The sequence below is a fragment of the Pseudoalteromonas sp. SG45-3 genome (genome assembly GCF_014164075.1).
Classification (GTDB): domain Bacteria; phylum Pseudomonadota; class Gammaproteobacteria; order Enterobacterales; family Alteromonadaceae; genus Pseudoalteromonas; species Pseudoalteromonas distincta.
In genome coordinates, this window is the sequence record NZ_JACJEN010000021.1 from 59,291 (window position 1) to 73,193 (window position 13,903).

15 protein-coding genes are annotated in these 13,903 nt (G+C 38.0%); 8 read left to right on the forward strand and 7 right to left on the reverse strand.

All coding sequences use genetic code 11. From position 1 onward, the window contains the following. The first annotated feature begins 699 nt into the window (after positions 1-699). The 3 genes from rmuC to H5126_RS18200 all read left to right on the forward strand — a co-directional run bounded on the left by rmuC (position 700) and on the right by H5126_RS18200 (position 4,185). Positions 700-2,166, forward strand: coding sequence for a DNA recombination protein RmuC (gene rmuC, locus H5126_RS18190; protein WP_182672989.1), 1,467 nt, complete (start codon positions 700-702; stop codon positions 2,164-2,166). 50 nt (positions 2,167-2,216) lie between these two features. Further along, on the forward strand, positions 2,217-2,408 hold the full coding sequence (locus H5126_RS18195; protein ID WP_024596528.1) for a DUF3185 family protein: 192 nt from the start codon (positions 2,217-2,219) through the stop codon (positions 2,406-2,408). Positions 2,409-3,024: 616 nt separating this feature from the next. Continuing rightward, positions 3,025-4,185, forward strand: a complete 1,161-nt coding sequence (locus tag H5126_RS18200; RefSeq protein ID WP_024596529.1) for an aldo/keto reductase — start codon at positions 3,025-3,027, stop codon at positions 4,183-4,185. 67 nt (positions 4,186-4,252) lie between these two features. Here H5126_RS18200 and H5126_RS18205 read toward each other — a convergent pair whose 3' ends face one another. Next, positions 4,253-4,978 carry an aspartate/glutamate racemase family protein gene (locus H5126_RS18205; protein ID WP_182721312.1) on the reverse strand — a complete coding sequence of 242 codons (726 nt, stop codon included), beginning with the start codon at positions 4,976-4,978 and terminating at the stop codon, positions 4,253-4,255. Positions 4,979-5,093: 115 nt separating this feature from the next. Here H5126_RS18205 and H5126_RS18210 point away from each other — a divergent pair, with 115 nt between their 5' ends. Next, positions 5,094-5,975, forward strand: a complete 882-nt coding sequence (locus H5126_RS18210; RefSeq protein WP_182721311.1) for a LysR family transcriptional regulator — start codon at positions 5,094-5,096, stop codon at positions 5,973-5,975. 86 nt (positions 5,976-6,061) lie between these two features. Here H5126_RS18210 and H5126_RS21565 read toward each other — a convergent pair whose 3' ends face one another. Both H5126_RS21565 and H5126_RS18220 read right to left on the reverse strand, forming a co-directional pair. Continuing rightward, positions 6,062-6,235 carry a LysR family transcriptional regulator gene (locus H5126_RS21565; RefSeq protein WP_310736041.1) on the reverse strand — a complete coding sequence of 58 codons (174 nt, stop codon included), beginning with the start codon at positions 6,233-6,235 and terminating at the stop codon, positions 6,062-6,064. A 1-nt stretch (position 6,236) separates the two neighbouring features. Beyond that, positions 6,237-7,142, reverse strand: a complete 906-nt coding sequence (locus H5126_RS18220; protein ID WP_182721310.1) for a LysR family transcriptional regulator — start codon at positions 7,140-7,142, stop codon at positions 6,237-6,239. Between the two features lie 105 nt (positions 7,143-7,247). Here H5126_RS18220 and H5126_RS18225 point away from each other — a divergent pair, with 105 nt between their 5' ends. Further along, on the forward strand, positions 7,248-8,024 hold the full coding sequence (locus tag H5126_RS18225; RefSeq protein ID WP_182721309.1) for a class III extradiol ring-cleavage dioxygenase: 777 nt from the start codon (positions 7,248-7,250) through the stop codon (positions 8,022-8,024). Between the two features lie 117 nt (positions 8,025-8,141). On the opposite strand, the gene H5126_RS18230 is transcribed toward H5126_RS18225, so the two are convergent. Continuing rightward, on the reverse strand, positions 8,142-8,768 hold the full coding sequence (locus H5126_RS18230; RefSeq protein ID WP_182721308.1) for a DJ-1/PfpI family protein: 627 nt from the start codon (positions 8,766-8,768) through the stop codon (positions 8,142-8,144). A 51-nt stretch (positions 8,769-8,819) separates the two neighbouring features. Further along, positions 8,820-9,296 (reverse strand): hypothetical protein, encoded by a 477-nt coding sequence (locus H5126_RS18235; RefSeq protein ID WP_182721307.1) that lies wholly within the window; start codon positions 9,294-9,296, stop codon positions 8,820-8,822. A 1,109-nt stretch (positions 9,297-10,405) separates the two neighbouring features. Between H5126_RS18235 and H5126_RS18240 the strand changes: the two genes are divergently transcribed. Then, positions 10,406-11,083, forward strand: coding sequence for a haloacid dehalogenase type II (locus H5126_RS18240; protein ID WP_182711985.1), 678 nt, complete (start codon positions 10,406-10,408; stop codon positions 11,081-11,083). A gap of 61 nt (positions 11,084-11,144) precedes the next feature. Here H5126_RS18240 and H5126_RS18245 read toward each other — a convergent pair whose 3' ends face one another. Beyond that, on the reverse strand, positions 11,145-12,020 hold the full coding sequence (locus H5126_RS18245) for a LysR family transcriptional regulator (protein WP_182711984.1): 876 nt from the start codon (positions 12,018-12,020) through the stop codon (positions 11,145-11,147). A 114-nt stretch (positions 12,021-12,134) separates the two neighbouring features. Between H5126_RS18245 and H5126_RS18250 the strand changes: the two genes are divergently transcribed. After that, on the forward strand, positions 12,135-12,635 hold the full coding sequence (locus tag H5126_RS18250; RefSeq protein ID WP_002959229.1) for a lactoylglutathione lyase family protein: 501 nt from the start codon (positions 12,135-12,137) through the stop codon (positions 12,633-12,635). Between the two features lie 198 nt (positions 12,636-12,833). Continuing rightward, the gene (locus H5126_RS18255; RefSeq protein WP_182721306.1) at positions 12,834-13,277 is read left to right on the forward strand and encodes a GNAT family N-acetyltransferase; all 444 of its coding nucleotides are present in this window, start codon (positions 12,834-12,836) and stop codon (positions 13,275-13,277) included. Between the two features lie 295 nt (positions 13,278-13,572). Here H5126_RS18255 and H5126_RS18260 read toward each other — a convergent pair whose 3' ends face one another. After that, entirely contained in the window at positions 13,573-13,758 is a 186-nt protein-coding gene (locus tag H5126_RS18260) for a hypothetical protein (RefSeq protein ID WP_024594843.1), read from the reverse strand. Positions 13,759-13,903 lie beyond the last annotated feature (145 nt).

Sequence of the window (13,903 nt, forward strand, 5' to 3'; positions counted from 1 at the left end):
TAGCGTGCAGCACTTATTTTAAAAGTTTTTATTTTTTTATGAACTTAATTCAAAAAGACGCGTCTACTATTATGCTTGTTGATTAATTGCAGTTAATACAAGTTTTCATGTTGATTCCCTATTTAGTTACTAATTTTAGTAATGATTGAGCCAGCCCATTTTGAGTTGGCTTTTTTTATGTCTAAAATCTAGCGTTCAGCACTTATTTTAAAAGTTTTTTATTTTTTTTGAACTTAATTAAAAAAGACGCGTCTACTATTATGCTTGTTGATTAATTGCAGTTAATACAAGTTTTCATGTTGATTCCCCCTATTTAGTTACTAATTTTAGTAATGATTGAGCCAGTTCATTTTGAACTGGCTTTTTTTATGCCCATAATTTGATTTGTTTAAATCAACCCGAATAAAAATAATTGATCTTCCGCAAATTAATTTGACTTAATTATTCTGTTATCCGGTCTACTCTAATGCCTGTTGTTATATAGCCTCACCTAATAATATTAGTTATTTTGGTGATTATGTATTTAAGTTGCAGCTTGCTCGGGCACATGTTGATTATCCCTTTGATTACTTAACTTAGTAATATTTGACCAGCTTATTTTAAGCTGGCTTTTTTATGTCTGTAATTTCTTAACTCCCCTACTTCTGTTGTTGGTTATTGGTTATGATGGCATGTCTCTAAATTTTATAAGTTTATTTTATGCTCACTCAAGTACTCACTAATATTGATTGGCTAAGCGCTGGTGCTGGTGTTGCTTTAGGCGTCCTATTTTACGGCGCTGTATCAACACGGCTTCGCAAAAAGCTACATCTACAAATAAGCGAACAGCAGCAACAGCTTTCCCTGTTACAAAACCAATTTGATAATAAAGAGCTGCAATACAGCGCCTTGCTAGAAGATCATGAACTGCTAGAACATACTCACCAAGAGCAGCGCGATGAAGCGCAGCATTTTAAAACGCGTTTTAGCGAACAAGAAAAACAAAGCATTCAATACAATCATTTTTGGCGTAAAGCCGAAGGCGAGCTGGCAGCGCTTCGTGAACAATATAATCAGCGCGATGTTGAATATAATAATATGCGCACTACCCTTGAGCAAAAACAGCAAAACTTTAGCGAGCAACTCGCGCAAATTGAGCAAAGTAAAAATACGCTCAAAAAAGAGTTTGAAAACCTAGCCAATAAAATTCTAGAAGAAAAATCACAAAGCTTTAAAACCTTAAATCAAGAAAGCATTGAGCAATTATTAAAACCAGTTCAAGGCGAGCTAAAAGGCTTTAGAGAAAAAATGGAATCAATGCACGTTGAAGACATAAAACAACGGACTGCACTTAAAACCGAGCTACTGCATTTGCAAGCTAAAAGCCAAGCTATAACAGATCAAGCCGACAAGCTCAGTAACGCCCTACAAGGGCAAAAGAAAACCCAAGGTAATTGGGGTGAGCTTATGCTCGAAAACGTATTAGATAGTGCTGGCTTACGTGCAGGCGTTGATTATAAGCGCGAAGTGTCGTTTAACACTGAAGATGGCCGCTTACGCCCTGATGTAGTTGTGTACTTACCACAGGGTCGCCACTTAGTTATTGATGCTAAAACTTCATTAAATGCCTATACACGCTACGTGAATGCTGAAAATGATCTAGATGCTAATCAAGCAATTAAAGAGCATGTAAACGCCGTTACAGCTCGTATTAATGAACTTGCGAGTAAATCGTACGACCGCTTACCAGGTATTAACTCGCCAGAAGTGGTGGTTATGTTTGTACCAATAGAATCAGCTTTTGTAGAAGCACTCAAATATCAAAGCGATATTTACCAACAAGCAATCGAAAAAAATATACTGGTAGCTACACCCACGACTTTGCTTACTAGTTTAAATATTGTTAAACAGTTATGGCGTTTTGAAGAGCAAACTAAATACTCAAAAGAGCTGGCAAGTCGAGCGGAGCGTTTTTATAACAAGCTCAATGGTTTTTTATTGAGTATGGAAGGTGTAGGTAAGCAGCTTGATAAAGCGAAAGAAAGTTATGATAAAGCATTCTCGCAGCTATACCGTGGTAAAGGTAATTTAATTAAACAAGCATCAGAGTTTAAAGAGCTTGGTGTATCGGTACAAAAAGAGTTACCTAGTGAGAGCGTAGAACGTGCTCAATTAGAATTAGATTAACCCTGATTTATTTTTATTTAGTTTATGTAAGTTAAACCTTAAGGATATTTATGAATAATAAGATTGTAGGAATTGTTTTAATCGTTATAGGTATCGCTTTAATTATGTGGGGATACGACGTGTATGATGCGGCGGCTTCGCAGCTTAGCCGTGCATTTAGTGGCGACACACCAATAGAAGCATGGGCGGGTATTATTGGCGGTGCCATCTGTGTGTTAATTGGTATTAAAAAGCTCAAGTAACCTGAACTTGAATAATTGATCTATTTAAGCAGCTATTTTCAGCGCTAACTACGTTGAATTTAGTTGCAATTTGCTGCACTGCACAGTGTTACTTGGCAAGATAAAACTCTTACAGGGCTTGCCAGCAATTGCATTGTGAAAGAGACAAATACGTCGTGTATTGCAAGGCAAACCTTTAATAATAAACGTTTTTGTAATATTTACCCCAATTATTTCAACTACGCTCGGTTAAATTAGCTAAGTGTTGCCGCAATCGCTTTGATAGTGAGATTATTTGTGCATCTTTAATTTATTGCGGTTTTGTCTACTAATTTGTACACATCTAATAAATGTAACCATTTTATATTGTATAAATGAGTATTAAAGCGTGCACCAATTTGGAAGTATGCTTTTTTATCAAGCTATTAAAATGCACTGTTTTGTACATTTAAAAGGACTATACGAGTAAAGAAAATAATCAGTTATAAATGTTAATTCAAACGTCTATTCAGTGTTTGTTAATTTAACTATCTTATTGATAGTATTGTCATTTATTATATTCTCCTTGCTTGAGTTTGGTTGTTATTTATACTAGCTTAGAGCGTAGATATTTAACCTACTCAAGGAGAATAGTCACATGGTATCTCGCAGAAATTTTATTAAAGCAGGGGCTGCCTTAAGTTTAGGCTCTATTTTTAGTGCTTCAGCTTTGGCTGAGCAACTAAAGGTAAAAATGTCTAACGGCAGTGTTATGCAAACTAAAGGCTCAATAGATAAAAGCGCTGCTCTACCCACAAACGATGTTACTAACGCTAAGCATTACCGGCCGGAATCAAGAATGGGCTTGGGCGGCCTTGCCGCCGGGAATGGCTTTAATACTATATCAAGCGATACAGAAATTTTAACAATGCTAAATGCAGCATGGGATTCTGGTATTCGTCATTTTGATACATCACCTTTTTACGGTTTGAGTTTAAGCGAAAGGCGCTTCGGTGATTTACTTCGAAACAAAAAGCGTGAAGATTATGTTTTATCCTCAAAAGTAGGTCGCCTTCTTACCCCTTCAGCAGAGCCTTTAGAAAATAGTTGGCATTGGGCTGATCACTCACCGTTTCATTATAAGTATGATTATTCAGCCTCAGGCACGCGCCGTTCAATAGAAGATACTTTGCATCGTATTGGTGTCGCCTCACTCGATATTGTCTATATTCACGATTTATCACCACAAAACAGCGATATGGGAGATGACTGGCTTAAGTATTTTGATCAAGCGGCTAAAGGTGCTATTCCTGAGCTGACTAAAATGCGTGATGAAGGAATAATTAAAGGCTGGGGTTTTGGAGTAAATACACCTCATGCTGTTTATAAAGCGCTTGATATGTCAGACCCAGATATTTGCTTACTAGCGCTGCAGTATTCAATTTTAGATCACAAGCAGGCACTTGATAAAACCTTTCCTATGCTTGATAAACGAGGTATTTCAGCAGTCATTGGTGCGCCGCTTAATGGTGGTTTTTTAGCCGGTCGTAACCGCTTTAATTACTCGCCTAAAATTCCAGGGCCTATGCAGCAAAAGTTTAATGCAATAAGCGACATTGCATCTAAACATGGGATTGATATTAAAACAGCTGCACTGCAGTTTGCAGAGGCGCCTTCAACGGTATCCTCAATTATTCCTGGGGCACGCACGGAGGAGCAAATTAAAGCTAATGTAGCCTCAATGAAGGTTACTATTCCGGATGCGTTTTGGAGTGAGTTAAAAGCTAAAAACTTGATTGAACAAAACGCGCCAGTGTAAGTTGGCTATTTAGGTGTGCTACTTAAATGCACCAGTGTAAGCACACCTATTTATAACTAATGTTTAATTAAGCCACACTTGAGAGGGTTGATTGTTGAGTGCTTGTATAAGCCCAATTAACACACTCTTGCGCTAAAATCGCGATGGTATCTAAACATGTATCGGGTGAATTAAATACTTGTTCATTTAAAACTAGCGGTATTTCGGTGCAACCAAATAGTACTGTATCGGCACCGTGGGCTAGCATTAGCTCATAACTTTGTTTTAAAAGATTATGTCCTGAGGTTAAATCTCCTGACTTAACCGCCGTTATACCTTGCATTATAAATGTTTGCTGCTGCTCGTTAGGCTCAATAAATTTAATATTGTGCTTACTAAATGCCGTCTGATATATCCGCATATTGAGCGTGGCTGTGGTTGCTAATATCCCTATCTTACGTTTGCCCGTTGCCTTTGCGCGCTTAATAACGCTTTGTACAATACTAATGGTATGCACATCAGCATTTTGCGTTAGTGCGTTGTACCAATAATGCGCGGTATTACACGGTATAACAATGCAACTTACACCTAAGCTAGTAAGTTGGTTAAAACCCTTTTTAAGCTCAAAAAATGGATTTTCATCTTCAATACCCATTAAAAAATTTGTTCTGTCAGGAATTTGCGGGATATTCCTTATAAACATAGGTATGTGCTCTTGATCATTATTAGCAGGTGATAACGCAATTACTTGATTCATAAATGAGGCGGTAGCCAAAGGACCCATTCCTCCCAATATTCCTAGTGTTCTAAGCATTGTTATATTCCGATAAGTTGTTACTGTATGGGTTAAATTTATCGTGTTTTTTTTGTTTTGAATAATGCTATTATTTTACTGGCCATGCTTAAATTGCATATCTTGAGTGAGTATTATGAATATAGAGAGTAAATGGTTAGAAGATTTTTTGGCCTTATCTAATACAAAAAGCTTTTCGCAGGCCGCAAGGCTTAGGCATATAACGCAACCTGCTTTTAGTCGACGAATTAAAGCATTAGAAGAAGCCGTAGGTGCAGAGCTAATAGATAGAGAGAACTTACCAATTACACTTACCTCAAGCGGTAAAATATTTCATATAACAGCGCGTAATCTAATAAACCAAATGAATAACTCAGTGAGTATGTTAGAAGAACTCTCCTCTGAAGAAACTCACTCAGTAAAGGTTGCTGCAGCGCACTCATTAGCTACGTTTTTAGCGCTAAAGCTGTCGCACTTTCATAGTAAAAGTGATCGCAAAGTAGTCCTCAATATAGAAGCCATTGATGTTGATAAAGCCACAGCTACGCTCGAACAGGGCGCATGTGACCTACTTATTGCTTTTGATAACGAACGATTAAAGTTACCTCCGTTTAGTCATCAAAAAATAGGCAGTGCAGAGTTATTGCCAGTGAGTGCCTGCAATGCAAACGGTAAGGCAATATACAATTTAGAAAGTGATGGGTTTGTACCTCACTTAGCTTACAGTTTAGATTCTTATATGGGTAGGCAGTTAGAGCCGATAATATCGGGCTCTAAACTTAAAAAAGTATTTGTATCGTCGATGACAGAGCTTTTAAAAATACAGGCTTTAGAGGGTAATGGCATTGCTTGGTTACCAAACTATGTCATTACTAAAGAGCTAAAAGAGAAAAGTTTAGTTGTGGTTGGCCAAAAGCATCATTGCGTACCTATTACATATTATGCGTATCGGTACCATGCAGCGCTTCACCCTGGCGGCGAGAGCGTCTGGAATAAATTAAAAGAGCTAAATGTATAACGCAAAAAATTACTGTAAACCCCCATTACAGTAAAATGGGCGTTATTAATTTAACGCGCTCACAGTAATATGAATCTGTATTTTAATTATATTCCTATTTTATTATGGATTTTTACTTCCATAATAATTGGGTGTTTTGTCCCTTTTTTAATTTGCTCAGATAGTGACGAATTATCCATATCATGCAGTGCTGCGGCTTTGGCAAATGAGCCTTGTTGCACTACATCTACAAATAACGTTAATTGATTACTTATCGATATATCACTGTCCTAAATCCCAGTAAGGTGTATCGCCATAATAGCCACTTGCAAAATCAACAAACGCACGTACTTTACTGGGTAAAAACTGTCTGTTTGCATACACCATGTAAAGCCCCATTGGCTCGGGTTCGTAGTCATTTAAAATGCGCACTACTTTACCTTGAGCCAGTGCTTCCCCTGCTATAAATGTTGGCTGCATAGCAATACCACCACCCGCAATGGCTGTATTTAGTAGCAAATCACCATTGTTAGCCACAAAGTTACTTTCAAGCTTTAGCTCGCTTTTTAACTCATTAACCCCAAATAATCGCTTTGTGGGTTCGCTGTGGGAATAGCGTAAATAATTATGTGACTGTAAATCTAAAAGCGTTTGTGGCGTGCCATGGCGTTCTAAATAGTCGGGTGATGCAAACACCGCTAGGTGTATAGGCGCAATTTTTTTAGCTATGAGCGTTGAGTTTTTTAATACGCCAATGCGTAGAGCAATATCAATACCCTGCTCTACTATATCTACATATTGGTCGGTGAGCCGTAAATCTAACTTTAAATTTGGATACTGCTTTTGAAAATCAACCAGCAAACCTGCTAAATGCTTAGTACCAAACGACATAGGTGCACTAATACTAAGCACACCCGAGACATTCTCGCTTAAGTTATTTAGTGAGTTTTCCATGTCTTCAATATCAATAATCACCTGCTGACAACGCTGATAATATTGATTTCCAGCTTCTGTAACACTTACTTTTCGCGTTGTACGGTGTAATAAACGCGTGCGTAGATTATCTTCCAGCGCAGAAATATATTTGCTGACTAACTGCGGCGAAATATCGAGTTTATCGGCCGCTTTTGAAAACGATCCTTCTTGCACAACGGCTAAAAAGGTCTTCATGGTGGTGAGTTTATCCATCTTTAACAATAGTTTATTGATAATGTATAAATAAGTATCATATTTATCGTCAAATTAGAAACTTATATAGTGTTTATAACTTGTTTATTTGTTTAAGGTTTTAGTATGACTCAACTTGCTTTATTTATATCTCACGGCTCGCCAATGATGGCTGTTCAGCAATCGGCTACGTCAGATTTTCTTGCATCATTAGGTCAAACGGTGAGTAAACCACGTGCTATTGTGGTGTTTTCTGCCCACTTTGATGAAGCGCACGATATAGTTATTACATCCGGAGATGCGCCGCATACTATTCACGACTTTTATAACTTCCCCAAGCCCCTGTATGAAATTCAATACCCAGCACTAGGAGACCCTAAGCTTGCTAATACTATTAGTGAGTACTTTTACAAAGCGGGTATTAAAACGGTGCAAAATGCAGATCAAGGGTGGGATCATGGTGTGTGGATCCCGCTGCGCTTAATGTACCCAGCAGCTAATATTCCCATTGTTCAGGTGTCTATTAACACGCGTTTGGGCGCTCAGGCTATGTATAAATACGGGCAGTTACTTGCACCACTGCGCTACGATAACGTATTAATTATTGGCTCCGGCGGGATTAGTCACAATCTACGTGAAATATTTAAAAACCCTGCTACACCTAATCGTGTTCAAATGGTTAATGAGTTTACTCATTGGGTTGAGCAAAAATTAATAGCGCAAAACACCCAAGCGTTACTTAACTATTTAAATGAAGCACCCAATGCTTTATTTAATCACCCTACCCAGGAGCACTTTTTACCTCTTTTTGCAGCGCTTGGAAGTAGTGACGGTAAAGCCAAAAAAATCCATGAAGATATAGAAATGGATATTTTAGCGCTTGATGCATACAAGTTTTATTAATTTTCATCAGTACGATGCAAGTACTTAGTGGTTTATTTAATCAAAGTGTAATGGGGGTTTACGAAGAAGTGTTGGGCTAAGCGTTGAAATGCCCAACATTAATTTATAAAATAGGCCTTAACGCAGCTTTTTAATGTAACTAGATGTGGCGCTATTTTTATGTGCTTCACCATAAATAGTAGCTGACGGGTAGTATTCTGCGTCTAATTGTATGGTGGAGGCAACATTATCACCAAAATAATCGGCAATAAAAGCAAGGCACATATCCATACCTGCTGAAACACCCGCACAAGACCAAATATTGCCATCTTTTACATAGCGTTCTTCAACTACGGTTATAGTGTTATCTTTTTTAAGGTGATCTAAAAAAGCCCAGTGGGTGGTTACTTTTTTATGCTTAAATAGCCCCGCTTTTTGCATTAAATACATACCAGTGCAAATAGATAAAACACTGTGGCAGTTTTCAGCTGTTTTTTTAAGATAATTAATAACGTCAAGGTCTTCCATTGCTATACGTGCACCACTACCGCCAGGTACAAATAATACATCGGGCTGCACTGGGTCAGTAAAATGATAATCGGCACTAAAACGCATGCCGTGCTCACCTGAGGGAGTCATAGAATTTAGCGATATTAATTTGGGTTTTTCACATAATCCCTTTTCTGCCAGCAGGCCTATTAGTTCCCAAGAACCAACTAAATCCAGCTCTTCAACTTTGTCGTAAATTAAAAAATATATTTTCATACTATGTTACTTAGTTCTTTAATTTTTATAGCATTATTACTTAAATAAATTTTATTTTTTTGGGCACATTTCTCTTCCTGTTGGATCTGTGTTTAAAACGCTTTCATAAAGTCCACTTAATTCTTTAACTGGCCTACCTTCAGCATCGGTTATAAATAAGCCCCAACTTACATATTCGTTATCTTCAACCGTTTCTGGGTCATCCATGAGGTAAGTAATGTTAAATATCATTTCTGCCCCAATGCATCGAGCGAACTCTGTAATAGCATTTTTACTAACACCTGCATCAATCATTTCTTTGATGGAATGCATCATCCCACTGTATGGGCCATTATCAGTTGGATCATAATTTTTTAAGATATGCTGAATCCAATCGTCGTTGTCTGGAACGACATTACTCCAAGCACCCTTTAAAAATAAAAACCTAGCCAGCTGAGGGATATCTTCCTCTATTTCGCTCTCAGCCCACTGTTCAGGGTTAGAAGCACCAAACTTCCTAAAGGTTTCGGTTAACTCTTGTTTGTTCATTATGGGTACTCTGAATGGTTGTTAGATGTGGTTTTAAACAATCTACTTTTACTTAAGTTGTGATTCCACATAAGTTTAAAATTTCTGTCGTTGTAGATACAAATGCTCAACTAATTTTTACCACGGCTTTAGGAGCTTTGTATCTAGTCTCTGATTTATTTGGCTATACAATAGGGGAGCTAGGTAAGTAGTACCTATCTTCGATAGTCGCCATCTGAGTATTTGTAGAGTAATTTACTTTTATAACCAGTTCCTGTGAGAAGGCCTTTTAGAAAGTTATCCAAATATATATTGTCAGATTCTGTACATGATTCTGGGTTTGTCTTTGAAAAAAATAGAGTCCACGCACAATCTTGCTGCCCAGCGAACCTATAAATCCCTCTGAGCTCTTTATTTGGCAATATATCAAAATACCACCTAGGAGACTCTTTTATAAATTGCCCATACGTATACTCGAGTTGCGGATCGCTCGATGGATCATCAATATTTTTTATCCCACCTTTATCCTTCCATTTGTATAATGTTCTGTAGCCCTTTTCAGCCAAATAAGCATTAATGTTTTTAACTAAATTTTTTCATCACTACGGTCGCATATTAAACCATACTCAACAGCATCCATTTGAGATTCCTTGTGTTTTAAATGTTGGCATTTGTATTTATAGAAAAGCTAGTTGCTTCAACTTATTGAAGGTCAGCATTTTCGTAACTATCTTATAGTTATAATTTTGGAGTACCAAGCGTTTGTTAAACTTTAAACCCCCTAATTCGTGCTTATTAATTTTTCTAATAACTCTGATGATTGTATTGTGACTTTTATTTCCACCACTAAATTCACAACAACTGCGAATTTTAGATTCGAAAAGGTACTAGTTTTTAGCTCTTTGATTAAGTTAGACCAACCTTCACTCGTTTTCCCCTTTCCCAAAATTAATTATGGGCTGCTATTAAAGTAATCACCGACAAAGATAAAACTCTTTCTATTATTATGATTTTAAAGATCTAACTTTTAAAACAGATAAGTTTTATTAATTTGAGCGTTCGTTCAAATTAAGTTAAGCTGTAAGCAAGTACTCTAAAACCAACTTAATTTATTTTATTGCGGAGCAAACATGGCAACTACACTTGCATTTGACGTATACGGGACGCTAATAAACACTCACGGCGTACTGTCCTTACTCGACGACATGATTGGCGATAACGCCCAAGCATTTTCAAATACATGGCGCGAAAAGCAATTAGAGTATTCATTTAGACGTGGATTAATGCAAAATTATATTCCTTTCTCGCTATGTACAAAACACGCACTCGATTACGCTTGCTTAGCGCACAAAACCGAGCTAAGTGAAGAGCAAAAGGGGCAACTGCTAGAGCTTTATAAAACGCTTCCTGCGTTCGATGATGTAAAAGCAGGCCTTGAGCAATTAAAAGCGAAGGATTACCGTTTGTTTGCATTTTCAAACGGCGCTGCCGACGCAGTTCATACCTTATTAGAAACCGCTGGCATTAGTGAGCTTTTTGAAGGGGTAATAAGTGCCGACGACGTTAAAACCTTTAAACCAAACCCAGGGGTTTATAGCCACTTTTTACGCGAAACCAATTCAACAGGCGCAAACACGTGGCTTGTATCAAGTAATCCGTTTGATGTAACCGGTGCTATATCGCACGGTATGCGCGCGGCGTGGATTCAACGATCTAAAGACTCAATCTTCGATCCGTGGGAAATACAGCCAAATACAATTGCAACCGACTTACTTGATTTAAAAGCAAAATTAGAAAGCGTTAATTAATTTTCTATTCCCCCTTTTGCTTATGGTATTAAGTGCCGTGGGTGTAAAGGGGGTTTACGTTTTAACTATTTACTCCCGCCTTTATTAGCTCAATTACTGTATTCATACGCTTTGCCATTGGCCTATTTCGGTGATGGCACACATAAATATTTTCGCTGATAGGATTAGCTAAATGGTGCGTTTTAATAAGCGCAGGTTTATTAAATGCGCTAACGGCATGCGCAGGTAAAACCGTAAAACCCAGCCCTAAACTTACCGGTTCGAGTATTAAACTTATTTGGTTAGAAAACCCCGTGCGTTTAATTTGATCAACATGTTCAAACTCACTGTAGTTTTCGCTCAGTAATAGCTGCGCGTGGTGTTTTGCATCGGGATGGCCAATAAAGCCAAGCTCACATAAAACCTCCCATGTTGGGTTTTTAATATGTGCGGGGGTGACTAATAGTAAGGCTTCTTTACCAATTTTGTGGCTTGTAACTTCGCTAAGTGTCGGAGCTTGAGTTAAAAAGCCTATGTCGGCACTGTGGTTTGCTACAGCTTGCTCTACACTGGTATTAGGTGCAAAGCGATAATCAATATTAAGCTCGGTATGCTTTGCCTGCAGCGCTAATAATTGGCTATAAAATTGTAGCCCACAACTACCAGGCGATTGTATTTTTACCAAGCCGCTGTAAGGCGAATCATCTTTTAATTGTTGTTCTAAAAATTGCCATTCTTTTAATAACAAACTGCCTTGCTGATACAAATTTTGCCCATGTACGGTAAGGGTAAATTGTTTGCCGTGGCGCTCTAATAGCGCGCAGTTTACTTGTTGCTCAAGCTTTTTAATATGCTGGCTTACGCCAGATTGGGTCATAAAAAGGCGTTCGGCGGTTTGGGTAAAGTGATTTACCTCAACCAACGTACAAAACGTGTTTAACCATGCAGGGTTTATCATTACAAAACATACTCAAAATGATGATTAATGATAATTTTACTTAATATTGTTCAGTTCGTAAACTAACTCCATCAACTAGCCACAAGATAAGTCACAAGTTAAAGAGGAAGCATTATGAGTCATACATATCCACGTAGTTTTTCGCACATTGGTATTTCGGTTCCCGACGTTGAAAAAGCAGTCGAGTTTTACACTAAGGTTATGGGTTGGTACACAATAATGGAACCGACTTTAATTACCGAAGACAAAAGCCCAATTGGCGAAATGTGTACAGAAGTATTTGGCGAAAAGTGGGAAAAATTCAAAATAGCGCACCTATCTACAGGGGATCGTATTGGTGTCGAAATTTTCGAATTTAAAAACCAAGAAAACCCAAAAGACAATTTTGAATACTGGAAAACAGGCATCTTTCATTTTTGTGTTCAAGACCCTGATGTAGAAGGTTTAGCCGAGCGTATTGTAGAAGCTGGCGGTAAAAAACGTATGGAAGCCCCTCGTTATTACTACCCGGGTGAAAAGCCGTACCGCATGATCTACATGGAAGACCCGTTTGGTAACATCCTTGAGATTTACAGCCACAGCTACGAGCTTATATATAGCGCAGGCGCTTACTAAACGTACCTAGTTTAAAGCACTTAGCTAAAAACAAAGGCCGCAGTATTTATTACTGCGGCCTTTTTGTTTTAGATAGGCGTGTAGATCATTATTTAAGCTAATTTAAGGGGGTATAAAAATCAATCTCTTCATTTGTTTGATTATAGGTACATACACTGATAGCTTACTAATTACACAAAGTTGTACTGAAGGAAAAATATGAAGCTGTCATTGGAAGATATCACCGCCGATAACTACGAAGCCATATGCGATTTAGAGGTTGCTAAAACACAAGAAGAATACCTAGCGTGTAATATGTGGTCGTTAGTTGAGGCGCACTACAATAGCGGGTATACCTGTAAAGCTATTTACCTAAATGGTGTACCAGTAGGCTTTTTTATGTGGGTACAAGAAACCCCAACAAAGGTTTCTATTTGGCGCTTTATGGTGGATCAAACTCATCAAAATAAAGGCATTGGGCGCAAAGCACTAGGCATGGCAATTGAGCAAATAAAAACTACTCCAGGCCTTTGCGAAATTGAAATATGCTATAACCCGAGTAACCCAATAGCCAAAGATTTTTATACAAGCTTTGGGTTCAAGGAAGTGGGCCTCGATGAGGATGACGACGATATGTTAGCGGTTATTAAAATTAGTAGTTAACTTATTCATAAGTAGGCCGTTAATTTTAAGGAATAATAGTTGTAAGATTAAATTTTCCAGCCGTGTATGTGCCTGTGTAGGTCAGATAAGCGAAGCGCCATCCGACACAGTAAAGTACCTTGCCAATTATTATCAGTATTTTATGTTGTCGAGTGGCTGGAGAGTGCCAATTGCGGACATTGTTAACGCTCGCCTAATACGCCTTGCACTGGCGGGCTTTTTGCGTTGCTTGCTAAAAGTGTGGCTGCCGGCAATGTAGGATTTAGATGCTTGTTAGCAATACATTCTGTTGCGGCTAACCTGTCACCTTGGACAAGAACATGAAAAAGCCACCCAACAAAATAATTGCAATGATGACTATAGCTGTGAGCGTCTTCGACTGAAGCATTGATTCAATTAAACCGACTTCAGTTTGCATTTTAATTAGGTCTTTTGGCTCAACATCTTCTTTAATGCGAGGGTTATTTGTTTCGTTATTCATTGGCAACTCCATATGCGAAATATTCGTGTCTTACTAACAGCTTATAACACACCAAAACGGCGTTTAATAATGTTATTGGACAAAATTAGATTTCTACTCAAAGCACTAGAATAAATTTAACTTTTCCAATGACCGCTGTTCGCTC